27 protein-coding genes are annotated in these 25067 nt (G+C 53.7%); 13 read left to right on the top strand and 14 right to left on the bottom strand.

Going from position 1 to position 25067, the window contains the following annotated elements:
• Positions 1-32: 32 nt before the first annotated feature.
• Positions 33-1396, bottom strand: a protein-coding gene (locus AOY24_RS25050; protein ID WP_099433379.1) for an IS3 family transposase whose coding sequence is annotated in 2 segments (ribosomal slippage) — positions 33-928 and positions 928-1396 — 1365 coding nt in all. Because the reading frame shifts where the segments join, the coding sequence is not laid out codon by codon here.
• Between the two features lie 179 nt (positions 1397-1575).
• Between AOY24_RS25050 and yacL the strand changes: the two genes are divergently transcribed.
• The 6 genes from yacL (at position 1576) to AOY24_RS19030 (ending at position 6367) form a co-directional block, all read left to right on the top strand.
• Entirely contained in the window at positions 1576-1938 is a 363-nt protein-coding gene (gene yacL, locus AOY24_RS19005; protein WP_054177165.1) for a protein YacL, read from the top strand.
• Positions 1939-2118: 180 nt separating this feature from the next.
• Complete coding sequence (locus AOY24_RS19010; RefSeq protein WP_042997906.1) at positions 2119-3072, top strand: 2-keto-3-deoxygluconate permease 1; 954 nt, start codon at positions 2119-2121, stop codon at positions 3070-3072.
• Positions 3069-4340, top strand: a complete 1272-nt coding sequence (locus tag AOY24_RS19015) for a D-threonate kinase (protein ID WP_054177166.1) — start codon at positions 3069-3071, stop codon at positions 4338-4340. The genes AOY24_RS19010 and AOY24_RS19015 overlap by 4 nt, the downstream gene beginning before the upstream one ends.
• Positions 4330-5313 (top strand): D-threonate 4-phosphate dehydrogenase, encoded by a 984-nt coding sequence (locus tag AOY24_RS19020; protein WP_080343246.1) that lies wholly within the window; start codon positions 4330-4332, stop codon positions 5311-5313. The genes AOY24_RS19015 and AOY24_RS19020 overlap by 11 nt, the downstream gene beginning before the upstream one ends.
• Before the next feature lie 9 nt (positions 5314-5322).
• Entirely contained in the window at positions 5323-6090 is a 768-nt protein-coding gene (locus tag AOY24_RS19025) for a DeoR/GlpR family DNA-binding transcription regulator (protein ID WP_054177167.1), read from the top strand.
• 31 nt (positions 6091-6121) lie between these two features.
• The gene (locus AOY24_RS19030) at positions 6122-6367 is read left to right on the top strand and encodes a YmjA family protein (protein WP_054177168.1); all 246 of its coding nucleotides are present in this window, start codon (positions 6122-6124) and stop codon (positions 6365-6367) included.
• 46 nt (positions 6368-6413) lie between these two features.
• Here the strand turns inward: AOY24_RS19030 and speD are convergent, their stop codons facing one another.
• From speD to AOY24_RS19045, 3 genes are all read right to left on the bottom strand, one after another.
• Positions 6414-7208 (bottom strand): adenosylmethionine decarboxylase, encoded by a 795-nt coding sequence (speD, locus tag AOY24_RS19035; protein WP_044255425.1) that lies wholly within the window; start codon positions 7206-7208, stop codon positions 6414-6416.
• Between the two features lie 15 nt (positions 7209-7223).
• Positions 7224-8090 carry a polyamine aminopropyltransferase gene (gene speE / locus AOY24_RS19040; protein ID WP_044267433.1) on the bottom strand — a complete coding sequence of 289 codons (867 nt, stop codon included), beginning with the start codon at positions 8088-8090 and terminating at the stop codon, positions 7224-7226.
• Positions 8091-8194: 104 nt separating this feature from the next.
• On the bottom strand, positions 8195-8542 hold the full coding sequence (locus tag AOY24_RS19045; RefSeq protein WP_000846617.1) for a YacC family pilotin-like protein: 348 nt from the start codon (positions 8540-8542) through the stop codon (positions 8195-8197).
• 165 nt (positions 8543-8707) lie between these two features.
• Here AOY24_RS19045 and cueO point away from each other — a divergent pair, with 165 nt between their 5' ends.
• Both cueO and AOY24_RS19055 read left to right on the top strand, forming a co-directional pair.
• Positions 8708-10267: a multicopper oxidase CueO gene (gene cueO, locus AOY24_RS19050; RefSeq protein WP_054177169.1), complete on the top strand. Its 1560-nt coding sequence runs from the start codon at positions 8708-8710 to the stop codon at positions 10265-10267.
• A 159-nt stretch (positions 10268-10426) separates the two neighbouring features.
• Positions 10427-10948 (top strand): hypothetical protein, encoded by a 522-nt coding sequence (locus AOY24_RS19055; protein WP_054177170.1) that lies wholly within the window; start codon positions 10427-10429, stop codon positions 10946-10948.
• Positions 10949-11055: 107 nt separating this feature from the next.
• Here the strand turns inward: AOY24_RS19055 and AOY24_RS19060 are convergent, their stop codons facing one another.
• Complete coding sequence (locus tag AOY24_RS19060) at positions 11056-13446, bottom strand: glucose/quinate/shikimate family membrane-bound PQQ-dependent dehydrogenase (RefSeq protein ID WP_054177171.1); 2391 nt, start codon at positions 13444-13446, stop codon at positions 11056-11058.
• 205 nt (positions 13447-13651) lie between these two features.
• Between AOY24_RS19060 and hpt the strand changes: the two genes are divergently transcribed.
• Complete coding sequence (gene hpt / locus AOY24_RS19065) at positions 13652-14188, top strand: hypoxanthine phosphoribosyltransferase (RefSeq protein ID WP_042997896.1); 537 nt, start codon at positions 13652-13654, stop codon at positions 14186-14188.
• 65 nt (positions 14189-14253) lie between these two features.
• Here hpt and can read toward each other — a convergent pair whose 3' ends face one another.
• Positions 14254-14916, bottom strand: a complete 663-nt coding sequence (gene can, locus AOY24_RS19070) for a carbonate dehydratase (RefSeq protein ID WP_042997895.1) — start codon at positions 14914-14916, stop codon at positions 14254-14256.
• A 108-nt stretch (positions 14917-15024) separates the two neighbouring features.
• Between can and AOY24_RS19075 the strand changes: the two genes are divergently transcribed.
• From AOY24_RS19075 to AOY24_RS19090, 4 genes are all read left to right on the top strand, one after another.
• Entirely contained in the window at positions 15025-15951 is a 927-nt protein-coding gene (locus AOY24_RS19075) for an ABC transporter ATP-binding protein (RefSeq protein ID WP_054177172.1), read from the top strand.
• Entirely contained in the window at positions 15948-16718 is a 771-nt protein-coding gene (locus tag AOY24_RS19080) for an ABC transporter permease (RefSeq protein WP_042997893.1), read from the top strand. The genes AOY24_RS19075 and AOY24_RS19080 overlap by 4 nt, the downstream gene beginning before the upstream one ends.
• 106 nt (positions 16719-16824) lie before the next feature.
• The gene (locus AOY24_RS19085; protein ID WP_044326907.1) at positions 16825-17265 is read left to right on the top strand and encodes a PTS sugar transporter subunit IIA; all 441 of its coding nucleotides are present in this window, start codon (positions 16825-16827) and stop codon (positions 17263-17265) included.
• 64 nt (positions 17266-17329) lie between these two features.
• Positions 17330-18556, top strand: coding sequence for a polysaccharide deacetylase family protein (locus AOY24_RS19090; protein WP_054177173.1), 1227 nt, complete (start codon positions 17330-17332; stop codon positions 18554-18556).
• 5 nt (positions 18557-18561) lie between these two features.
• On the opposite strand, the gene panD is transcribed toward AOY24_RS19090, so the two are convergent.
• The 8 genes from panD to sfsA all read right to left on the bottom strand — a co-directional run bounded on the left by panD (position 18562) and on the right by sfsA (position 25065).
• On the bottom strand, positions 18562-18942 hold the full coding sequence (gene panD, locus AOY24_RS19095) for an aspartate 1-decarboxylase (protein ID WP_042323756.1): 381 nt from the start codon (positions 18940-18942) through the stop codon (positions 18562-18564).
• A 93-nt stretch (positions 18943-19035) separates the two neighbouring features.
• The gene (panC, locus tag AOY24_RS19100; RefSeq protein WP_042997891.1) at positions 19036-19890 is read right to left on the bottom strand and encodes a pantoate--beta-alanine ligase; all 855 of its coding nucleotides are present in this window, start codon (positions 19888-19890) and stop codon (positions 19036-19038) included.
• A gap of 11 nt (positions 19891-19901) precedes the next feature.
• Entirely contained in the window at positions 19902-20693 is a 792-nt protein-coding gene (panB, locus tag AOY24_RS19105; protein WP_042997890.1) for a 3-methyl-2-oxobutanoate hydroxymethyltransferase, read from the bottom strand.
• Between the two features lie 119 nt (positions 20694-20812).
• A complete protein-coding gene (folK, locus tag AOY24_RS19110) occupies positions 20813-21292 on the bottom strand; it encodes a 2-amino-4-hydroxy-6-hydroxymethyldihydropteridine diphosphokinase (RefSeq protein WP_042997889.1) in 480 nt (159 codons plus the stop codon).
• Positions 21289-22686, bottom strand: coding sequence for a polynucleotide adenylyltransferase PcnB (gene pcnB / locus AOY24_RS19115; RefSeq protein ID WP_205685287.1), 1398 nt, complete (start codon positions 22684-22686; stop codon positions 21289-21291). The genes folK and pcnB overlap by 4 nt, the downstream gene beginning before the upstream one ends.
• 80 nt (positions 22687-22766) lie before the next feature.
• Positions 22767-23663: a tRNA glutamyl-Q(34) synthetase GluQRS gene (gene gluQRS / locus AOY24_RS19120; RefSeq protein ID WP_054177174.1), complete on the bottom strand. Its 897-nt coding sequence runs from the start codon at positions 23661-23663 to the stop codon at positions 22767-22769.
• Between the two features lie 64 nt (positions 23664-23727).
• Positions 23728-24183, bottom strand: a complete 456-nt coding sequence (gene dksA, locus AOY24_RS19125) for an RNA polymerase-binding protein DksA (RefSeq protein ID WP_003829221.1) — start codon at positions 24181-24183, stop codon at positions 23728-23730.
• Positions 24184-24360: 177 nt separating this feature from the next.
• Positions 24361-25065, bottom strand: coding sequence for a DNA/RNA nuclease SfsA (sfsA, locus tag AOY24_RS19130; protein ID WP_042997887.1), 705 nt, complete (start codon positions 25063-25065; stop codon positions 24361-24363).
• Positions 25066-25067: the final 2 nt, after the last annotated feature.

Here is a 25067-nt window from a genome sequence, read left to right on the forward strand (position 1 = left end):
TGGACTGACCCCATAAATCTGGACAGTTTATATTAAGCGGCCTTCAGAGCCTGGGCCCGGTACTCTACCGGACTCAGGCCTTTTAGTTTCAGGCTTATCCGCTCGTTGTTGTAGTAACGGATATAATCCTCTATCGCCTTCCTCAGTTCGCTGATATTGCTGAACTGACTCAGGTAAAAACACTCCGATTTCAGCGTCCCGAAGAAGTTTTCCATCACGGCATTATCCAGACAGTTTCCTTTTCGGGACATACTTTGCGTCATGCCCTGCGCCTTTAACTTTGCCTGATAGCCTGCCATCCGATATTGCCAGCCCTGATCTGTGTGCAGCAAGGGGGCGTCGTCTGGTCCGAGCTTTAAGAACGCATCCCGCAGCATGGTATTAACCATCTCCATCACCGGCCTTTCCGACAGGCTGTAGGAGATTATTTCCCGGTTAAAAAGATCGAGTACCGGCGACAGGTACAGCTTTTTACCCTGCAGCGAGAACTCTGTAACATCCGTAACCCATTTTTCATTGGCTTTTGATGCACTGAAGTTCCTGCTCAGGATATTGGGGGCTGCCTTGCCTGTTTCCCCCTTCCATGAGCGGTATTTCTTCGCCCTTATCAGAGACCGGAGCGACAGCTCTGTCATCAGCCGCTGCACGGTTTTATGGTTCACCAGCAGACCCTGCTTTCTCAGCGAAAGCGTGATCCTGCGGTAGCCATAACGGCCTTTGTGCCAGGCGTATATCTCACGGATTTTATCTTTCAGCCCGGCATGCCTGTCCACCTGCTTCAGGGCATTCATATTGTAATACCATGTACTGCGGGACATGCCTGCCGCGCGCAGGAGGTCTCGCAGAGCGTGCTTATGCCTCAGTTCACTGATTATCAGGGCTTGCTGCCGTTTTTTTCGCTCTGAACCAAGGCCTTCAACTTTTTTAGATAGGCATTCTCTGCCCGCAGGTAACGGAGTTCAGCCCGGAGTTCTTCGGGGGAGAGTTTTTCCAGTTCTTTATCTGTAGGGGATGGGGGGATTTTTTGTTTTGTCATTTTTCCAGGCCGTCCGCGTTGAATGTTTAGCAGTCCTTCCGCTCCGGCATCGTTGTACACGCAGACCCAGTGTCGGACAAGCGTTTCTGCAGAGAGATTAAACCGGGCAGCTGCTTCACGCATCGTCAGGTGGTCACGGATAACCGCCCGGACGACGACGAGTTTAAATTCAGCTGAATGATGTTTATTTTTCCCTGACAGCCCTTCCATACCGTGGAGTTGCCACGCCCTGACCCAGCGACGGACGGAAGTTCTTTCAACACCAAAACGGTCGGCTGTACGCTCTTCTCCGTCTTTTCCGGACAAATAATGATTAACCACAGCCAGTTTTGTTTCAGGGGAATATTTTGGCTTTGCCATAAAAAACTGCACCTTACTCAGTTGAGTGTCCAACTTTTGGGGTGCAGTCCAGTATTTCAGCGGGGCTTTTTATTTCCATTCCTTATACGCGATCCGCTTTTTTTCTGCGTCCAGGCTGCGATAATTAAGACAAGGCGCAATGCGGTAATGGCGCATTGCCGGGAGCAGAGGACTACATTATGGATTACGAATTTCTGCGCGATGTTACCGGTCGGGTTTTGGTGCGCATGTCCATGGGTCACGAAGTGGTCGGGCACTGGTTTAATGAAGAAGTGAAAGAAAACCTGGCCCTGCTGGACGAAGTGGAACAGGCGGCTAACGCGGTAAAAGGCAGCGAACGTTCCTGGCAACGGGCGGGGCATGAATATACGCTCTGGATGGACGGCGAAGAGGTGATGATCCGCGCCAACCAGCTGGAGTTTACCGGCGACGAAATGGAAGAAGGGATGAATTACTACGATGAAGAAAGCCTGTCGCTGTGCGGCGTCGAGGATTTCCTGCAGGTGGTAAACGCCTATCGGGAATTTCTGCGTCAATCCTGAATAATTTCAATCATCAGTGGAGCCGGGCGTCTGCGTCCGGTTTTTTTTTACCGAAAAATGATTGTTTGATTTTTATTAATCATTTTAAAACTGTGATCTGGCCCATTTGTGATCTAAAATTGATTAAATATAATCGTTGTGATTTTATTTAATCACAACACAACAACAGGCGGGAAGACCATGAACATCAAGAAGGCAATAGAACGCGTACCCGGCGGCATGATGGTCGTGCCATTGGTTATCGGTGCCATTATCAATACCTTTGCCCCGCAGGCGCTGGAGATCGGCGGATTTACTACCGCGCTGTTTAAAAACGGCGCCGCGCCGCTAATCGGTGCATTCCTGTTGTGCATGGGCGCAGGGATCAGCGTGAAGGCGGCACCTCAGGCTTTATTGCAGGGCGGTACGATTACCCTGACCAAACTGCTGATCGCCATTGCGCTCGGTCTTGGCGTTGAGCACCTGTTCGGGACTGAAGGGATCTTTGGCTTAAGCGGACTGGCGATTATTGCTGCCATGAGTAACTCGAATGGGGGGCTGTACGCGGCATTAGTCGGCGAGTTCGGTAACGAGCGTGACGTCGGCGCAATCTCTATTCTGTCTCTTAATGACGGTCCATTCTTTACCATGATCGCGCTGGGTGCTGCGGGAATGGCCAACATTCCGATCATGGCACTGGTGGCGGTCCTGGTCCCGCTGGTGGTTGGCATGATCCTCGGTAACCTCGATCACAACATGCGTGACTTCCTGACCAAAGGCGGACCGCTGTTGATCCCGTTCTTCGCCTTTGCGCTGGGGGCTGGCATCAACCTCGAAATGCTATTGCAGGGCGGTCTGGCGGGCATCCTGCTGGGGGTGTTAACCACGTTCGTCGGCGGCTTCTTTAACATCCGCGCAGACCGTCTGGTGGGCGGTACCGGGATTGCCGGAGCGGCGGCCTCCAGTACTGCCGGTAATGCCGTTGCAACGCCGCTGGCGATAGCCCAGGCTGACCCTTCGCTGGCGGAAGTCGCTGCTGCTGCCGCGCCATTGATTGCCGCCTCCGTGATCACCACCGCGATCCTGACGCCGATCCTGACCTCGTGGGTTGCCAAAAAACAGGCTCGTCAGGTTACTCAGGAGAATAAAGCATGAAAATGATCGTCATTGCCGATGATTTTACGGGCTCTAACGATACCGGCGTGCAACTGGCGAAAAAAGGCGCACGCACAGAGGTAATGCTCACCCCGACGCAGAAGCCTTCCCGTCGTGCTGATGTGCTGGTGATCAACACAGAGAGCCGGGCAATCCCGTCGGCGCAAGCCGCGCAGGCGGTACAACAAGCGTTAGCCCCCTGGTGTGAAGGGGAAACCGCGCCGCTGGTGTATAAAAAAATTGATTCTACGTTTCGTGGCAACGTCGGCGCCGAGGTGACGGCGGCGATGCGCGCCGCTAACCGGACGCTGGCCGTGATTGCGGCGGCGATCCCCGCCGCAGGGCGCACAACACGCGATGGACTGTGCCTGGTCAACGGAACGCCATTACTGGAGACCGAATTTGCCAGCGATCCCAAAACGCCGATTATCTCTTCGCGCATTGCGGAACTGGTCTCGTTGCAAAGTGACATTCCGGTGCATGAAGTGTCGCTCGACGATGTCCGTCGCGGACGACTGAGCGCGCTGTTAGCCGCTTTCGCTGCTGAAGGTGAGTGCATGGTGGTGGTGGATGCCGTTGAGGACCGTGATTTGTCGCTGATTGCGCATGCAATCTGTGAGCAGGAGACGCTGCCGTTACTGGTCGGCGCGGCTGGTCTCGCCAATGCCCTGCCGGTCCGCCTGTTTATGCAGGAAAAGCAAGCGTTGCCGGTGCTGGTCGTCGCGGGTTCGATGAGTGAAGCCACGCGACGTCAGGTAGACAAGGCGCTGTGTCAGGACCGGGCAAAGGTTGTCGATATCGATGCCTCACGACTGGCCTCTGCCGGTTTCGAACAGGAAATCGCGTCGGTGGTGGAGCAGGCCTGCGCGTTACTGAGCCGTCACCACCATACGATTTTACGTACCAGTCGTAGTGCGGACGACCGACAGATGATCGACACGCTGTGTGCCAGCGTCGGGATGAGCCGTCAGGCGCTTGGCGAACGGTTAAGCCAGCGTCTTGGAATCATCACGTTACGCATTATTGAGCAGGCGCGTATTGGCGGCCTGTTCCTGACCGGAGGGGATATTGCGACCGCCGTTGCCAGTGCGCTGGGGGCGGAAGGCTATCGCATTCAGAGCGAGGTAGCGCCGTGCATTCCGTGCGGAACGTTCGTGAACAGCGAGATTGACGATCTGCCGGTGATCACCAAAGCAGGAGGATTCGGCTCCGACAGTACCCTTTGTGATGCGCTTTATTTTATTGAGGAGATGTACAGTGGTAACTAAAACCGTCGCGATTACGATGGGCGATCCTGCGGGGATCGGCCCGGAAATTATTGTTAAAGCGCTCAGTGAAGATGAACTTAACGGCGCGCCGCTGGTGGTAGTGGGATGCCTGCAAACCCTGAAGCGGTTACAGGCCAACGGTCTGGCGGAGGGCGTGACGTTTCGCGCCATTACGCAGGTGGCGGACGCCCGCTTCGTGCCTGGTGTGATTCATGTGATTGATGAACCGCTGGCGGACCCGGACGCACTGGAGCCGGGTAAAGTGCAGGCTCAGGCAGGCGATCTGGCTTATCGCTGCGTAAAACGGGCAACGGAACTGGCGATGAAAGGCGACGTTCATGCTATCGCCACTGCGCCGTTGAACAAAGAAGCCCTGCATCTTGGCGGGCACCATTTCCCCGGACACACCGAGTTGCTGGCGACGCTGACGGAAAGTCGCGACTACGCGATGGTGCTTTATACCGATAAGCTGAAAGTCATTCACGTTTCCACCCATATCGCCCTGCGTAAGTTCCTCGATACCCTGAACGGTCAGCGCGTGGAGACTGTTATTAGTATCGCCGATACCTTCCTGAAGCGTGTGGGTTATGCGCAGCCGCGTATAGCCGTGGCGGGGGTGAATCCACATGCTGGTGAGAACGGGCTGTTCGGCGATGAGGAGATTCGCATCGTCGGTCCGGCGATTGAGAACATGAAGGCAAAGGGGATGGATGTTTACGGCCCATGCCCGCCGGACACTGTATTTTTGCAGGCGTATGAAGGTCACTATGACATGGTGGTGGCGATGTACCACGATCAGGGCCATATCCCGCTGAAGCTGCTGGGTTTTTATGACGGCGTCAACATCACTGCCGGTTTGCCGTTTATTCGCACCTCCGCCGATCACGGGACGGCATTTGATATCGCCTGGACGGGAAAAGCAAAATCTGAGAGCATGGCCGTATCGATTAAACTGGCAATGCAACTGGCATAATTTCCTGTTATGAAAGGACAACACCGTCTGGATCAGATTGTGGCGTATTTGAAAAATCATACGCTGGTGACCGTGGAACAACTGGTGGATGCCGTTGAGGCCTCTCCGGCAACGATCCGCCGCGATCTGATCAAACTGGATGAACAGGGGGTGATCAGTCGCAGCCACGGCGGTGTGGCGTTACGGCGTTTTGAAGCAGTGCAACCGACCACCAACGAGAAGCAACTGCGATCGCCCGCCGAAAAACGGGCGATTGCGCGTTATGCGGCCTCGATGGTGCATGCGGGCGATGCCGTGGTGCTTGATGCCGGAACCACGATGCTGGAGCTGGCAAAATGTTTAACTCATCTTCCCCTCAGAGTCATTACCGTTGATCTGCACATCGCCCTGTTTTTATCCGAGTTTCGCCAGATAGAGGTGACTATTGTCGGTGGGCGAATTGATGACAGCAGCCAGTCATGCATCGGCGAGTTTGGCCGCAAAATGCTGCGCAGCGTCTATCCTGATATCGCGTTTATGAGCTGTAATACCTGGAGTATGGAAAAGGGCGTGACCACGCCGACTGAGGACAAAGCGGGACTGAAGCAGGAAATTATCGCCAATGCGCAACGAAAAGTGCTGCTGGCCGACAGCAGCAAATACGGCGCGCATTCGCTATTTAATGTGGCTTCTCTCAGTCGCTTTACCGACGTCATTACCGATGTTAATTTACCGCAAGACGTACAGGCCGAACTGAAAGCGCAATCCGTCGCCCTGACGCTGGTACAGCCTGAGTAATTAACGTTGGGATAACCCCAGGAGATGAGTGATGGGTAATGAAATACCCCTGAAATATTATGATATTGTGGATGAGTATTCGACGGAATCCGCAGAACCGATTAACGCGTCGGAGCGTGATCCTCTTGCTCGCTATTTCCAGCTACTGATTGCTCGCTTAACAAATAACGAAGAGATCAGCGAAGAAGCGCAGCAGGAGATGGCGGTCGACGCTGGCATTGACGCGCAACGCATCGATGATATCGCAGAATTCCTGAATCGATGGGGAAATGAATAGTCTCGGATTCGGCTCAGGCACTCCGCAGAGTGCCTGAGCATTTTTCTTACACGCTCGGGATATTGCGCCCGTAGTAAATCTCTCGCATCTCTTTCCACAGCGCAGCGGTAATCTCTTTACGCTCTGCGTCGGTCAAGTCTTCTGGTCGGGTATGGAACATGTAGTGCTTAAGGTCGAACTCTTTAAGCAGCATTTTGGTATGGAAGATATTTTCCTGATACACGTTCACATCCACCATGTCATACAACGACTTCATATCCTCGGACATAAAGTTCTGAATGGAGTTAATCTCATGATCGATAAAGTGCTTCATCCCGTTGATATCACGGGTAAAGCCACGCACGCGATAATCGATGGTCACGATGTCGGATTCAAGCTGGTGGATCAAGTAATTCAGTGCCTTCAAGGGAGAAATCACACCGCAGGTTGAAACCTCAATATCGGCGCGGAAGGTGCATAATCCGCCTTCCGGGTGGCTTTCCGGATAGGTATGCACGCAAATATGGCTCTTATCAAGATGGGCGACCACCGTTTCCGGCAGCGGGCCGGGATGCTCGGTTTTATCAATCAACTGCGGATCGACAGGTTCTTCGCTCACCAGAATGGTGACGCTGGCACCCTGAGGTTCGTAATCCTGACGGGCAATATTCAGGATATTGGCGCCGATGATAGAGCAGGTTTCTGACAGAATTTCGGTCAGACGGTTAGCGTTGTAGAGTTCGTCGATATAGGCGATGTATCCGTCGCGCTCTTCGGCGGTTTTGGCATAGCAGATATCGTAAATACAAAAACTCAGACTTTTAGTCAGGTTGTTAAAGCCATGCAGTTTCAGTTTTTTCAATTTCTTATCTTCTCCTTAGGACGATGCTGTCGCCAGCGCGTCTTGCAGATACTGGGGTAAGGCAAACGCTGCCGTGTGGATTGCCGGGTTGTAATAGCGACACTTAAGGCCAGAGGTGTGAAAACGCGCCTGGATGATTTCAGTCGACAGGTGGCGCAACGCTTCATTATCGGTCGCCCACGCGAAAGTCATTATGCCGCCGTAGTAGGTGGGGATCGCCGCCTGGTAGAAGCCAACGTCGGCGAAGTAATGGCTGAGCTTACGGTGGCTGTCGAGGGCTTCATCCTGTTGCAGGAAGCAGACGCCGTTCTGCGCGACAAAGATCCCGCCCGGATTCAGGCAGCGTTTACAACCTTCGTAGAATGCCGAGGTGAACAGACTCTCACCGGGACCGATCGGATCGGTGCAGTCGGAGATGATCACATCAAACGTGTTCTGCGTCTGGTTGACGTAATTCACGCCGTCGTCGATCACCAGCGTAAAGCGCGGATCGTCATAGCTACCGGCGTTGTGGTTGGGCAGATACTGGCGGCAGAACGAGACAACGCCAGCATCGATTTCCACCATCGTGATGGTTTCAACGTTTTTGTGCCGGGTGACTTCGCGCAGCATCGCACCGTCGCCACCGCCGATAATCAGTACGTGTTTCGCGTGACCGTGAGCCATCAACGGAACGTGCGTCATCATCTCATGATAGATAAACTCATCGCGCTCGGTGGTCTGCACCACGCCGTCCAGCGCCATTACGCGACCAAAGGCGGCGTTTTCGAAGATGATGAGATCCTGATGCGCGGTCTTCTCGTGATAAAGAACGTTATCGACGGCAAAGTACTGCCCAAACTGGTCGTGTAGCGTTTCATGCCACTGTGGTTTTTCGGCCATAGGGTGATGCCTCCTTTGTTAACACCCGTAAAAAAAGGGCGCAACATCATAGCTAACAATGACCGTTGATGCACGGTCATTGTTTCAGCAACAGGGACGGGAGGTTATTTGACGTAAGCCAGCAGGCTCAGGGAGTCGCGCGCCAGCGCTTTGCATTTTTTGGCGACAGGGATACCGATACCGCTGAGATCGCGATAGCTGTCTTCGCCGAGGGATTTCATATCGAAGGTGTCGTAATTGCTGAGGTCCCACTGGTTTTGCTGAGCAAAGAAGACCAGTGCGCGGCGAATCTGCCCGTTGGGTAAATTCTGGTAGCCGCAGTCATTTTTCAGAAAGACAAAAACGGCCGTCAAATCGGCCATATCTTCGGCTTCAGATTCACTGAGCGCATAGCTGTTTGCGCATACGGCCATCAGGCTGCCGAACAACACGGTTCTGAAAAACGTCTTCATTGCTTCTACCACTGCATTACGGAAAGTCAACGTTAGCATACTGGAGGCGAAGCGACGACTTTTATTATCTATTAAGTGATATCCCTGGCTTGACCTTGCCGTAAGGGGAGGGTCTATGCTCAGAGATTAGCGTTATTTCGCCTGCAGCAAAATAAGGAAATAATTATGCAACGTCGTGATTTCTTAAAATATTCTGTGGCTCTGGGGCTGTCGTCAGCCTTACCGCTCTGGAGCCGCACCGTTTTTGCCGCCCAACGCCCCACGTTGCCCATTCCCGAGCTTCTCACCGCCGACGCACGTAACCAGATCTCGCTGATGGTGAAAGCGGGTCAGTCGACCTTTGCCGGAAAAGCGGCAACCACCTGGGGCTATAACGGTAATCTGCTCGGGCCTGCGCTGAAGTTGCAAAAAGGCAAAGCGGTGACGGTGGATATCCACAACCAGCTTCAGGAAGAGACCACAGTGCACTGGCATGGGCTGGAGGTGCCGGGTGAGGTGGATGGCGGGCCGCAGGGGATTATCCCGGCGAGCGGAAAACGTACCGTTACGTTTACGCCGGATCAGCGAGCGGCGACCTGCTGGTTTCATCCCCATCAGCATGGGAAAACCGGGCATCAGGTGGCGATGGGCTTAGCGGGGCTGGTTCTGATTGAGGATGAAGAAATTCATAAGCTGCTGCTCCCGAAGCAGTGGGGAATCGACGATATCCCGGTCATCGTGCAGGACAAACGGTTTAACGCGGCCGGGCAGATTGATTATCAGCTTGATGTGATGACGGCGGCTGTAGGCTGGTTTGGCGATACGCTACTGACCAATGGCGCCATTTATCCTCAACATGCTGCGCCGCGCGGCTGGTTACGTCTGCGGTTGCTTAACGGTTGTAACGCCCGTTCACTCAATTTTGCCGCCAGCGATAAGCGTCCGCTGTACGTCATTGCCAGCGACGGCGGGCTGCTGGCGGAACCGGTAAAAGTAAATGAACTGCCCATGCTGATGGGCGAGCGTTTTGAAGTACTGGTGGACGTCAGTGACGGTAAACCGTTTGATTTGGTTACCCTGCCGGTCAGCCAGATGGGGATGGCGATTGCGCCGTTTGATAAGCCGCATCCGGTCATGCGTATTCAGCCGGTTGCCGTGAATGCCTCCGGTACGCTGCCGGACACTCTAAGTACCATGCCTGCGCTACCTGCGGTTGACGGCCTGACGGTACGTAATCTGCAACTGTCGATGGATCCGATGCTCGACATGATGGGAATGCAGATGCTGATGAAAAAGTATGGCGATCAGGCGATGGCGGGCATGCATCACGGGCAGATGCAGGGGCATATGGGCAACATGCAGCATGGCGACATGGGCCATATGAACCACGGCGGTCAGTTTGATTTCCATAACGCGAATAAGATAAACGGCGTGGCGTTCGATATGAACAAGCCGATGTTCGCGGCCAGCAAAGGTCAATATGAACGCTGGGTCATCTCCGGGGTGGGCGATATGATGCTGCATCCGTTCCATATCCACGGTACGCAGTTCCGCATCCTGTCGGAGAACGGCCAGACGCCTGCGGCCCATCGTGCGGGCTGGAAAGATACCGTTCGGGTGGAAGGCAGCGTCAGCGAGGTGTTAGTGAAATTTGATCACATCGCGCCCAAAGAGCATGCCTATATGGCGCACTGTCATCTGCTGGAACATGAAGATACCGGCATGATGTTAGGCTTTACGGTATAAGCGACGGATGGCGATGTCGGTTTTCCCGGAATCGCCATCCATCAGTAATAAGAATAATACCACTCTCATCCTTAATTTCTGAAAATAGATTAGGGCCGTATTTTTATTCCTCTTTCGGGATATACTCGCGGAATCTGACCATCAAACCTGAGGTGAAAAATGGATATTTTCCGTAAAATTGTGGCGGCTTCTTTTGCTATGTTAGTGGCGATTTCTGCTCATGCCGGAATGGACATGGAGCGTAAACACTTTCCCGAGCTGAAGTTAAGCATCGAAATTCCGCAAACGCTGACGCCTATGTCGGCGGAAATGGCGAAAATTAAATACCCGTTTGAGAATCGTCCACAGATCATTTATGGCGACGAGAGAGGTAAAGCCTCACTGGGCGTGACGGCGGGTCGCAACGCACTGCCTGCGGCGCAGCTGGATATGATGAAAGATGCGATGTTGAAAATGTTAGCTAACTACAAACCAGAGGCAGAAGCCGTTACGGTTGATGGGCATAAGGCATGGCTAGTGACTTTCCGCTCTCAGGCTGCGGATAGCGAAATTCTGAATCTGATGCTGATTACCAGTCAGGATAATAAAGCTGTGCAGGTTGCCTTTAATATGACGAAGGATTTAGTTGACCAGTATCAGGATGTCGCAAAAGCGTCATTAATGTCGCTTAAGTTTGACTAATCATTATCGCTAAATATCGATAAGCGCCCGCAAGTATTGTGGGCGTTTTGCGTTAAAAAAAGACAGCGTGGGATTTCCACGCTGTCTCTGCTCAGAACAAAATGGTTTTATTTCGCGTCGTCAGGCAAGGCGTAAGCGACAATATAATCGCCCATCTTCGTACCAAACGAGCCGTGGCCTCCGGCTGAAATTACGACATACTGTTTACCTTTCACCTCATAGGTCATCGGTGTGGCTTGTCCACCGGCTGGCAGACGCCCCTGCCACAGTTTCTCACCGTTGCTCATGTTATAGGCGCGCAGGTAGTTATCCGCCGTGGCGGCAATAAACAACACGTTGCCCGCCGTTGAGATAGGACCGCCCAGCATTGGCATCCCCATATTGAACGGTACTGGAACCGGCATCGGGAACGGCATGCTGTCCTGCGGCGTGCCAATGCGTTTTTTCCAGACTACCTCATTGGTCTTCAGATCCAGCGCGGAGATATAACCCCAGGCCGGTTGCTTACATGGCAGACCAAACGGCGACAGGAATGGGTTCAGCGTGACGCCAAACGGCACGCCATATTGCGGCTGGATGCCGGATTCGGTGCCTGTGCCTTTTGCATCTTTCGGCTGTTCCATCGGATTACCCGGACCGCGTGGGATCAGCTTCGAGACGAACGGCAGCGCCATCGGGTTGGCAATCGCCACCTGACGGTTCGGATCGACCGAGATACCACCCCATTCGAACATCCCGAGGTTGCCCGGGAACACCAGCGTGCCCTGCTCAGACGGCGGGGTAAAGATGCCCTCATAGCGCATCTGGTGGAACATCACGCGGCACACCAGTTGATCGAACATGGTGGCGCCCCACATATCCGCTCCGGTCAGATCTTTTTTCGGACGGAAACTCAGTTCAGAGAACGGCTGCGTTTTGCTGACGTAATCGCCTTTCGCGGCACCCTGCGGAACCGGTTTTTCCGGTGCCGGAACGACCAGTTCACCGTTACGGCGGTCGAGGACAAAGATGTTACCGGTTTTCGCTGGCGCGTAGATAACAGGGACTTTCTCACCGTTGACGGTGATATCCGCCAGCGTCGGCTGGGACGGCATGTCCATATCCCACAGATCGTGGTGGACGGTCTGATAGCTCCAGGCAAGTTTACCGGTGGTCGCGTTCAGCGCCACAATCGAGCTGGCGTAGCGTTCCTGCTCTGGCGTACGGTTACCCCCCCAGATATCCGGCGTAGTCACCCCCATCGGCAGATAGACCAGATCCAGCTTCGCGTCGTAGGCCGCCGGAGCCCAGGAGTTCGGCGAGTTAAAGGTAAAAGAGTGCTCATCGGAAGGGATTGCATTCGGGTCTTTCGCACCCGGATCGAACGCCCACAGCAGTTTACCGTTATTGACGTCAAAACCACGGATCACGCCCGAGGTTTCGCGGGTGGAGAAGTTATCCGTTACTGAACCAGCAATCACAATCGTTTTATCGGTGATGATTGGCGGCGATGTTGGCTCATACAGACCCGGCGTGGTGTCCGGCATGTTGGTCTGCAGATTCAGAATACCTTTGTTGGCAAAGGTTTCACACAGCTTGCCGGTTTCGGCATTCACCGCAAACAGACGACCGTCGTTGACGGGCAGGATGATACGGCGCGGACAGTCGGCAACCACTTCCGGGGACGCGTTATCGGCTTTCGCTTCATGGTACGACACGCCACGGCAGGTCACGTGCTGGAAGCTGGTGTTGGTATTGAGTTGCGGATCGAAATGCCACTTCTCTTTACCGGTAGCGGCATCCAGCGCGAACAGACGCTGATGGGCGGTACAAAGATACAGCGTATCGCCAACCTTAATCGGCGTCACTTCATTGGTGATTTCACCCGGATCGTTCGGCTGCTTCAAGTCACCGGTGCGGAACACCCACGCTTCTTTCAGATTGTGGACGTTATCGGCGTTGATCTGTTTGAGCGGCGAGAAACGCTGGCCTTCCTGATTACGACCATACGCGGGCCAGTCGTTGTCCGAAATGGCGGAGATAGGTTCGGCTGGTGTGGCGTCGGCGCTCAGCGTGCCGTTGATCTCCTGCGGATCATGAAAGCCCGCCCAGGTGAGGAGCCCGCCGCTGATCAGCAGGGCCACCACCAGAGCGGCTACGGCACCGCGGGAAGGGACGAGCAGGCGATGCCAGACGAACGGTAAAATCAGCCAGATGCCGAAGAAGACCAGAATATCGCTGCGCGGCGTCAGCGCCCAAAAGTCGAACCCGACCTCCCACACGCCCCAAATCAGGGTGGCGAGGAGCAGGGCGGCGTACAGCCAGAGTGCGGAACGTTTGCTGCGCCAGAGCAATACGGCAACGCCCAGCATCACCAGTCCCGCAATCGGGTAGTACCAGGAGCCGCCAATGGCGACCAGCCAGCCTCCGCCGATCAAAAGATAAAGCCCGCATAGCGCTGCAAAGAGGGCCGTTAGCGTCACGAGTAACCGTGGCGAACGTGCGTTGTTATCTGCCATAAAAATACACCATCTCAATTTGTTAATTTTTTAGTAGCAATTAATTATAGGATTTAACATGTGTGATCGTCATCACAAAATGAGCTTTATTAAGAGATGCCGCGAATAAATACTTTTACTGGTATACTGCGTGCCTTGCGCTTAGATGCTGACTTATCAAGAGCAGGCATTGAGTGATTTGTTTTTAAATCATATGGTTAGAGATATGAAACATACTGTAGAAGTCATGATCCCCGAAGCGGAGATCAAAGCGCGTATCGCTGAACTGGGCCGTCAGATTACTGAGCGTTATAAAGACAGCGGCAGTGATATGGTGCTGGTGGGTCTGCTACGTGGCTCATTCATGTTTATGGCGGACCTGTGCCGTGAAGTGCAGGTATCTCATGAAGTCGATTTTATGACCGCCTCCAGCTACGGTAGCGGCATGTCCACCACCCGAGACGTCAAGATCCTTAAAGATCTCGATGAAGACATTCGCGGCAAGGACGTGCTGATTGTGGAAGACATTATCGACTCCGGTAACACGCTGTCGAAAGTGCGTGAAATCCTGAGCCTGCGTGAACCGAAATCCCTGGCGATTTGCACCCTGCTGGATAAACCCTCTCGCCGTGAAGTGAACGTTCCGGTCGAGTTCATCGGGTTCTCCATTCCGGATGAGTTCGTGGTGGGTTACGGTATTGATTACGCTCAGCGCTATCGTCATCTGCCGTATGTCGGCAAAGTGGTGCTGCTGGACGAATAAGCGTAAAAAAGCCGGGAAAATCCCGGCTTTGACTGGATACATCCCTGGTGTATGACCGGGGATTTTTATTTGTGATTGACGTGCTTCTGGCTGAGGTTAGACACGCCCTGACGATAACGCTGCTCCAGGGTGGCGCGACTGGTCGCGGTCACTTCCAGATCGCGCAGCAGGCCGTCGTGAATACCGTATGCCCAGCCGTGGATGGTCACTTTCTGACCCCGTTTCCAGGCTGACTGCATGATGGTGGAGTGGCCCAGGTTATACACCTGTTCCATCACGTTCAGCTCGCACAGCGTGTCCATACGGCGCTCTTGCGGCATTTCACCCAGCAATGAGCTATGTTTGAACCAGATATCACGGATATGCAGCAGCCAGTTGTCGATGAGGCCCAGTTCCGGGTTATCGACCGCAGCCTGTACGCCGCCACACCCGTAGTGACCACAGATAATAATGTGTTCAACTTCGAGGACATCAACGGCATACTGAACAACAGAGAGGCAGTTGAGGTCGGTGTGGATGACCAGGTTGGCCACATTACGGTGGACAAATAATTCGCCCGGTTCAAGACCGGTTAAACGTTCTGCGGGAACGCGACTGTCGGAACATCCAATCCATAGAAAGCGCGGTTTTTGCGCTTGCGCCAGTTTCTCAAAAAATCCGGAATCCTCTTCCACCAGCATTTTTGACCATAGTGCATTGTTGCTGATGAGTGTATCTATGTCTTTCATGGAGGTTAACGACCTGTAACCAAATAAGTGCGTTGGGCTAATATAGGGCAACTCCGGGATTATTTAAACCACATATAAAGTGTAAGTACGTAAGGTAAGTAAAAATTTATGACCATTGCGCTGGAACTTCAACAACTTAAAAAAACCTATCCTGGCGGTGTTCAGGCACTGCGCGGGATAGATTTACAGGTCGAAGCGGGGGATTTTTACGCGCTTCTGGGGCCGAACGGGGCAGGCAAGTCGACCACTATCGGTATCATCAGCTCGCTGGTGAATAAATCGTCCGGGCGCGTCAGCGTCTTTGGTTACGATCTCGAAAAAGATGTCGTCAACGCCAAACGTCAACTCGGGCTGGTGCCACAGGAATTTAACTTCAACCCGTTTGAGACCGTACAGCAGATTGTGGTCAATCAGGCGGGCTACTACGGCGTGGAGCGAAAAGAAGCGGTTGAGCGCAGCGAAAAGTATTTAAAACAACTCGATCTGTGGGAAAAACGCAACGAACGTGCGCGGATGTTATCCGGCGGGATGAAGCGCCGTCTGATGATCGCCCGCGCGCTGATGCACGAGCCGAAGCTACTGATTCTCGATGAACCGACAGCGGGCGTCGATATTGAACTTCGCCGCTCAATGTGGGGATTTTTGAAGGATTTAAACGATAAAGGCACCACGATCATTCTGACCACTCACTATCTGGAAGAGGCAGAAATGCTCTGCCGCAACATCGGGATTATTCAGCACGGCGAGCTGGTCGAAAACACCTCGATGAAGAACCTGCTCTCTAAGCTCAAATCCGAAACCTTCATTCTCGATCTGGCGGCGAAAAGTCCGTTACCGCAGCTGGAGGGCTATCACTATCGGCTGGTGGATACCTCTACGCTGGAAGTGGAAGTGTTGCGTGAGCAGGGAATTAACAGCGTGTTCAGCCAGCTCAGCGCGCAGGGCATTCAGGTATTGAGTATGCGTAACAAAGCGAACCGCCTTGAAGAGCTGTTTGTGTCACTGGTTCATGAAAAACAAGGAGATCGCGTATGATGCAGCTTTACTGGGTCGCGCTGAAAAGCATCTGGGCGAAAGAAATTAACCGTTTTATGCGGATCTGGATCCAGACGCTGGTGCCGCCCGTCATCACCATGACGCTCTATTTTATTATCTTCGGCAACCTGATTGGTTCCCGCATTGGCGAGATGCACGGTTTCAGCTATATGCAGTTTATCGTGCCGGGTCTAATCATGATGGCGGTCATCACCAACGCGTATGCGAACGTGGCGTCGTCATTCTTTAGCGCCAAATTCCAGCGCAACATTGAAGAGCTGCTGGTTGCGCCGGTGCCGACACACGTGATTATCGCCGGTTTTGTCGGCGGCGGTGTGGCGCGCGGACTGTGCGTCGGGGTGCTGGTGACGGCGATTTCACTGTTCTTTGTTCCGTTCCAGGTGCATTCGTGGCTGTTTGTGGCGCTGACGCTGGTTCTGACGGCGATTCTGTTTTCACTGGCGGGGCTGTTGAACGCCGTATTTGCGAAAACCTTTGATGATATCAGCCTGATCCCGACGTTTGTCCTGACGCCGCTGACCTATCTCGGTGGGGTGTTTTACTCCCTGACGCTGCTGCCGCCGTTCTGGCAGGGCTTATCGCAACTGAACCCAATCGTCTATATGATTAGCGGCTTCCGCTACGGCTTCCTCGGCATTCACGATGTGCCGTTAGTGACTACGTTTGGCGTGCTGGTGGTCTTTATTGTGGTGTTTTATCTGCTGTGCTGGTCTTTAATCCAGCGCGGTCGCGGGTTGCGTAGCTGACCGTTTTCACCCTCTCCTCCCGGTGAGGAGAGGGTGATTGTTGACCATTGTCATCATTCTCCATTTGTCACTCTGATAAACTACTTGCCTGCTAATGAGGTGAGAAATGCTAGGCTGGGTCATAACCTGTCATGACGATAAGGCTGAGGAACTGCTGAGCCTTCTGGAAAAAAAACACGGCTCACTGGCGCAATGCCGGGCGGTGAATTTTTGGCGTGGATTGAGCGCGAACATGCTGAGTCGGATGATGTGCGACGCATTGCATGCTACGGATTCCGGTGATGGCGTCATCTTTCTGACCGACCAGCCCGGTGCGGCGCCGTATCGCGTGGCGTCACTGCTGAGCCATAAACATCCGCAGTGTGAAGTCATTTCCGGCATTTCTGTAACGTTGCTGGAGCAAATGCTCCCAACACGAGAATCCATGAGTAGTCAGGCGTTTCGCGACCAGATAGTTGCTCTTGGTGGGCCAGAGGTGACCAGTCTTTGGCATCAGCAACAGAAAAATCCTCCCTTTGTTCTGCTGCACGATTTGTATGAGTATTGATCATTCTTATTAATGAGGTGAATTGATACAATCGCTGCGTTGTTTCTTGCCCCGGTTATGGTTAATGATGAAATATCTGTTTCTGCTGCTGCTGTCCCTCTCTACAGTCGTCAGTGCGGCGTTGCCTGCTCGCTATATGCAAACCACTGAAGATGCGGCTATTTGGGCGCAAATAGGCGATGACATGGTGACCGTGGGAAATATTCGCGCCGGACAGATTATTTCTGTCATTCCGGTCGCGGCGGATTATTACGAATTCAAATTCGGTTTTGGCACCGGGTTTATTGATAAGGGCCATCTGGAACCGGTGCAGGGTAAACAACGCGTTGAGGACAGCCTCGGCGATCTCAATAAACCGCTCAGCAATCAGAATCTGATCACCTGGCAAGCCACCCCCGTTTATAACGCACCGAATATTGGTAGTGCGCCGTTTGGCATACTGGCGGATAATCTGCGTTATCCCATCATCAGTAAACTGAAAGACCGGCTGAATCAAACCTGGTATCAGATTCGCATTGGCGACCGGCTGGCCTGGATAAGCGCCCTCGATGCCCAGGAAGACCGTGGATTGCCTGTGCTGACCTATCACCATATTCTGCGCGATGAAGAGAACACCCGTTTTCGTCATACCTCCACCACCACGTCAGTTCGCGCCTTCAGCAACCAGATGACCTGGCTGCGCGATCGCGGATACCGTACGCTGACGATGGCGCAAGTGGAAGGCTATGTGCGTAACAACATGAATCTGCCCGCGCGAGCGGTGGTGATTACCTTTGATGACGGCCTGAAGTCAGTGAGTCGTTATGCTTATCCGGTGCTGAAGCAGTATGGGATGAAGGCCACGGCGTTTATTATCTCGTCGCGAATTAAAGTTCGCCCACAAAAATGGGACCCCAAATCGCTGCAGTTTATGAGTATTTCAGAGCTTAATGGTATCCGCGACGTGTTTGACTTTCAGTCCCATACGCACTTTTTACATCGGGTCGACGGCTATCACCGGCCAATCCTGCTCAGCCGCAGCCATCACAATATTCTGTTTGATTTTGCACGCTCCCGGCGTGCGCTGGCCCCGTTTAATCCCCATGTCCTTTATCTTTCGTATCCGTTTGGCGGTTATAACGCGACGGCCGTAAAAGCCGCGGAAGAGGCTGGATTTCACCTGGCGGTGACTACGATGAAAGGGAAGGTGAAGCCGGGGGATAATCCGTTTTTACTGAAACGCCTGTATATCTTAAGAACGGATTCGCTGGAGACGATGTCGCGGCTGATCAGCAATCAGCCGCAGGGGTAGTTCGTTTACGCAACCTGAACCGGAATGGCTTTTGCGGTGCGTTTCATTTCATTATCGCCTTCGAAGTAAGCGACCTTTGGCTGCCAGCGGCGCGCTTCTTCGTCTGACATGGTCACGAAGCTGGCGATGATCACAATGTCGCCCACGCTGGCACAGTGTGCCGCTGCGCCGTTGACGGAGATGATTCTGGAACCGCGCTCGGCGGCAATCGCATAGGTGGAAAAGCGTTTACCGTTGCTCACGTTCCAGATATCGATGGCTTCATTTTCCAGAATCCCGGCGGCATCCAGAAAATCCTGATCGATGGCGCAGGAACCTTCATAGTGCAGGTCCGCCTGAGTTACTTTCACGCGGTGGAGTTTGCCCTGCAGCATAGTGCGAATCATAACGTCTACCTTAAACTCGTATCGATAACGAAGCAGGTCGAAACCTGCTTTGAGAAATTTCTCAGGCAGTATTGCCCGATTTTTAACCCCTGTCTACTGGGTTAATGCAACCGTCTGATTGTCAATTAACCGTGCCTGGCCAAGCCATGCGGCAACCAGAATCACCGCACGCTGGCTGCTTTCGGTTAGCTCAAGCAGCGTGTCAGCATCGCGGATCTGAATGTCATCGGGGCGGAAGCCTTTTTCCGTCAGCTCCTGTTCAGCGATGGCAATAATCTCTTCCAGTTCACGCTCGCCAGCCTGCAGTTTCTCCGCGATGCGGCCCATCACTTTGTACAAACCTGGGGCGATTTTGCGTTGTTCGGCCGTCAGATAACCGTTACGCGAACTCAGGGCTAAACCGTCTTTGGCGCGAATAATCGGCACGCCGACGATCTCGATGTCGTAGCCCATGTCGGCAACCATTTTGCGGATCAGCGCCAGTTGCTGGAAGTCTTTCTCGCCAAAGCAGGCGACGTCCGGTTGTACCAGATTGAACAACTTGCTGACGATGGTTGAAACCCCACGGAAATGGCCCGGGCGGCTGGCGCCTTCCAGCATCGTCGAAAGGCCGGGGACATCCACGTAGGTCTGCCCGTCGGTGCCCTGAGGATAGATTTGGTCCGGTGCGGGAGCAAAGACGAAATCCACCTTACGCTTGTTCAGTTTTTCGCAGTCTTCCTGCAGCGTGCGGGGGTAGCGCACCAGATCGTCCGGACGGTCAAACTGCATTGGGTTGACGAAAATACTCACCACCACGATGTCCGCACGGGCTTTGGCTTCATCCACCAGCTTCATGTGACCATCATGCAGGTTGCCCATCGTCGGCACCAGCGCAATGCGCTTCCCTTCCTGACGGGCTCTGCGGATATGCTGGCGCAGCAGCGGCAGGGTTTCAATAATCAGCACAACAAGACTCCTTAATGGAAACTGTGTTCTTCGCCCGGATAGACGCCGGACTCAACCTCGGCAATATACTGCCGTACCGCGGCGCGCATGTCGCCTGCTTGCGTAAGGAAATTTTTGGCAAATTTCGGAATATGGCCGCCGGTGATGCCAAAGGCGTCGTGCATGACTAAAATTTGTCCGTCGGTCACGTTGCCTGCACCGATACCGATAACCGGAATGGAGAGCGCCTCCGTCACGCGTTTGGCCAGTTCAACCGGAACGCATTCCAGCACGATGAGCTGCGCGCCTGCGGCTTCCAGCGCCAGGGCATCGTCCAGCAAAACCTGTCCGGCATCGCCACGGCCCTGAATTTTATAGCCGCCGAAAATATTGACCGACTGTGGCGTCAGGCCCAGGTGTCCGCAGACGGGGACCGCGCGCTCGGTGAGCATTTTCACGGTCTCCACCAGCCAGGCGCCACCTTCAATCTTGACCATATTCGCGCCCGCACGCATGACGGTGGCCGAATTTTCAAAGGCCTGTTCCGGCGTCGCGTAAGCCATAAACGGCAGATCGGCGAGCAGCAGGCAATTCGGCGCGCCGCGACGCACCGCCTGCGTGTGGTAAGCGATATCCTCAACCGTCACCGGCAGGGTGGAGTCATGCCCCTGTACTGTCATCCCCAGGGAATCCCCGACCAGCATCACATTGATCCCTTCGTCGGCAAACAGTCTGGCGAAACTGTAGTCATAAGCAGTAATGGTGGCGAAGCGTTTTTTCTCTTGTTTGCACTTCTGCAACAGCGAGAGGGTGGTCGGTTTCATAACATTTCCTGATGGTGAACGTCATATTTACCGGCATTCTAACAGTCACATTCAGGGGGGCAATTGTTTTAAGCAACTGTTTGCGCGAAAGCAATAAACAGGAAATGAGGTGAGGGCCATTACCAGTGTGCGGGTTTTTCTGCACCAAGATGAGTGAGTCTCTGTTGCAGTGAGGTACCGTCAGGGAAGTGCAGGTCAGGGGCGATTTCGAACAGCGGCCAGAGCATAAAACCGCGATTTTTCATATCGTAATGCGGCACGGTCAGGCGTTCGCTGTTGATGACGCGATCGCCAAACAGCATGATATCCAGGTCTAACGTGCGCGGTCCCCAGCGTTCGGCCTTGCGTACCCGGCCCTGCTGGAGTTCGATGCGCTGGGTGTGGTCGAGCAGGGCTTCTGGTTCGAGCGTTGTTTCCAGCGCCACGGCGGCGTTCAGGTAATCGGGCTGATCCTGTGGGCCCAGCGGCGGGGTTCGATAAAAAGAAGAGATGGCGACAATCTGGCTTTCGGGGATCTCGCCTATCGCGTTGACGGCAGCATTGACCTGCTCCAGAGGAGAGGCCAGATTACTGCCCAGTGCGATATAAACGAGGGTCATGCCGTTCCTTCACGACGCGGCGCACGCTTGCGCGGACGACGGTGACGACGGCGCGGCGATGGATCTTCATCCAGCTCGTTCAGCATGCCTTTCTGCTCGGGTGGCGCAGAAACCTGGAATTCTCCCCACCACTGCGCCAGACGCTGCAGTTCGGCATTGTTTTCCACTTCAGCACGCAGAGCGAGTAAATCATATGCGGCGCGGAATTTCGGATGCTCCATCAGCTTCCACGCGCGTTTACCCTGACGACGGGACATGCGCAGCTGTAGCTGCCAGATATCGCGGGTCAGCGACGTGAGGCGTTTCGGGATTGCCAGCGAACGGCAGGCTTCATCGAGCACTTCATTCATTGCCAGCGCAAACGCGTCATAGTAGGCCAGACCGCTTTCCTGGGCGATTTTCTGCGCCATTTCCAGCAGCGGATACCAGAACATCGCGGCAAACAGGAAGGCCGGGTTAACGCGCATATCGTTATGAATGCGGTTATCGGTATTTTTCAGTACCTGCGCGATGATACGTTCCATTGCGCTGTCGCCATTCTCGGTGAAATAGCGCGTAATGGTCGGGAACAATGGTTGGAACAGGCTGTATTCGCGCAGCTTTTTATAAGTTTCATAGCCGTAGCCCGCCTGTAGCAGCTTCAGCGCCTCTTCAAACAGACGCGCAGGCGGGATATCGTTGAGCAGCGTGGCCAGGCGCGGGATCGGCTCTGCCGTTTCCGGGCTGATCTTCATATCGAGCTTGGCTGCGAAACGCACGGCGCGCAGCATCCGCACCGGATCTTCGCGATAGCGGGTTTCCGGATTGCCGATCAGGCGAATCACGCCATCTTCCAGATCCTGCATGCCGCCGACATAGTCGCGAACGGTGAAATCGGCGACGCTGTAATAAAGGCTGTTAATGGTGAAGTCACGGCGCTGGGCGTCTTCTTCGATGGAGCCGAAAATGTTGTCGCGCAGCAGCATGCCGTTTTGTCCGCGCTGGGACGTGGTGCGGTCGCTTTCGCTGCCTTCGTGGTGACCTCGAAAGGTGGCGACTTCAATAATTTCAGGGCCAAACATGACGTGCGCCAGACGGAAACGGCGGCCAACAAGACGGCAATTGCGGAACAGCTTGCGCACCTGGTCCGGCGTCGCATTGGTTGTGACGTCAAAATCTTTCGGTTTTTTGCCGAGCAGAAGGTCGCGGACGCCACCGCCAACCAGCCAGGCTTCATATCCCGCTTTATTCAGCCTGTACATTACCTTCAGGGCATTTTCACTGATATCTTTGCGTGAAATAGCGTGCTGCTCGCGCGGGATGACCGTCATACGCGGACGGGCGACGGCAATTTCGGCCTCGCTCTCCTCGCGGCTTAGCACCTTGCGGCAAAAATTAGCGACTCGGGTAAAAATAGTGCACCTCGGTAGTGTCAAACAATATTCAGAATTCAGTTCAAATCGTTGGCTGTGTAAAAATAGCGGCTAATCATAGCTCAGCACGACGTATTTGAGAATGCCGGATTTACAATCGCCGATTCAGGTATCGTCGAAAGCGTCCAGTTTGCCACGGCGGATGCCAGGATCTCATCGACGCGCATCTCCTGCCACGGCAAATCGCTCTGTTGCCCGAGAAAGTGTAGCGCGTCGATAAGAACAGGGCGTGGATCGCCGTGCGGCAAGGCAGGGGCATGATTCTGTTTGGAAAGTTTAGCGCCTTGTTCATTGAGCGCCAGCGGTAGATGAATATAGTCGGGAGGCGTCCAGCTGAACTGCTGGTACAGTGAAATTTGTCGCACCGTCGGTTCGATCAAATCGGCGCCGCGCACGATTTCGCTGACCCCCTGAAAATGGTCATCCACCACCACCGCCAGGTTATAGGCGAACAGTCCATCACGGCGATGGATAATAAAATCCTCTCTCGCCAGTCGTTCGTCAGCCTGAATGTCTCCGCGCAGCCGATCGTGAAAACGGGTGACAGGATGCCGCTGTTTAATCCGCACCGCCGCCTGTTCCGGCCCGTGGTGTAACTCACGGCAATGACCATCATATATTCCGCCAATGCTCTGGATCCGCGCACGGGTACAGGTGCAGTAGTAGCTCAGCCCCCGGTCGTATAACCAGGCGAGCGCTTCGCGGTAGGCGTCATGGCGTTGTGACTGCCATAAAATGTCGCCATCCCAGTGCAGGCCGTAATGTTCCAGTTGACGCAGAATAGTGTCAGCGGCACCGGGAACTTCACGAGGGGGATCAATATCTTCTATACGTACTCGCCATACTCCCTGACGGGCGCGAGCCTGTAAGTAGCTGCCCAGCGCAGCAATGAGGGAGCCAAAATGCAGTTCACCGGAAGGCGATGGAGCGAATCGGCCAATGTAGTGTGAGTCAGTCATCTTTGTGTAAAAATGAACAGGCGGGGAAAGCCCCGCCTGTTGTAAACGTTTCAAACGCCAGGCCTTAGCCCGCCATCTGTTTTTCGCGAATTTCAGCCAGCGTTTTGCAGTCGATGCACAGATCGGCTGTCGGACGCGCTTCCAGGCGACGAATACCAATTTCCACACCGCAGGATTCGCAGTAGCCGAAATCTTCGTCTTCAACCTTCTTCAGCGTTTTCTCGATCTTTTTGATCAGTTTGCGCTCACGGTCACGGTTACGCAGTTCGAGGCTGAACTCTTCTTCCTGTGCGGCACGGTCTACCGGGTCCGGGAAGTTGGCAGCTTCATCCTGCATATGAGTAACGGTGCGATCGACTTCATCCCTAAGTTGATTACGCCATGCTTCAAGAATACGCCTGAAGTGCGACAGCTGGGCTTCGTTCATATACTCTTCGCCCGGTTTCTCCTGGTACGGCTCCACCCCAGCGATGGCGAGAATACTCAGGGACGATGTTTTACGGTTTTGCCCTTCTTGCATGTTGCTTCTCCTTAACACGCACTATCGATCCCCATGTTCGGGGGAAAAATCAGGTCGCTATAAATAGCAGATGCTTTTCCGGATAGCAATTAACTAAACGTAACACTTGACAACCCTGTGAGGAAAAGCGTATTTGCGCACGCGACCAGAATACTAAATAACCAATTGTTTACAACACTATAAAGTGACAGTTAATGGCTCTATCAGAGTCATACTATCGGCAGAAAGTTCCGCTTTATAAACCAGAATTTCTACCCCCTTACGCTGTGCTTCGAACAATAGTTGCGCATATTTCGCGTCAATATGGCGCGCGGGTGAAAACCGTGTAATGGCGGAGTGCAGGACGGCAAAGAAAATCACTGCGCGTTTGCCCTCAGCCGCTACGCTCATCAGTTCCCGAAGATGTTTCTGACCTCGTTCAGTGATGGCATCGGGAAAATAACCAAAATCCTTTTCCGCTAACGTTACCGATTTCACTTCAATATAGCAGTCAGGCCGCGAATCTGCCTGTAACATAAAATCAATGCGGCTCCGTTCGGCGCCGTATTTTACTTCGCTTCTCAGCGTGGAATAACCTGAAAGTTCTGAAACTCGCCCCTGTTCAATGGCCTCTTTCGTCAGCCTGTTAGCCCATAACGTATTCACACAAATTAACGCGCCCGTCTGGGTTTGCGTTAATTCCCAGGTGTGCGGATATTTGCGTTTACTATTCTCCGACGTCGAATACCAGACCGTATCACCGGGCGTTGCACACCCGGTCATCGCCCCGGTGTTAGGGCAGTGTAGCGTGAGTTCAGTCCCGTCAGGTGTGATCACATCGGCTAAAAAGCGTTTATACCGCTGAACCAGCGTCGCGCGCTGGAGAGAAGGAGTAAATTGCATCG

This window comes from Citrobacter sp. CtB7.12 (assembly GCF_001297795.1).
Taxonomy (GTDB): Bacteria; Pseudomonadota; Gammaproteobacteria; order Enterobacterales; family Enterobacteriaceae; genus Citrobacter_A; species Citrobacter_A amalonaticus.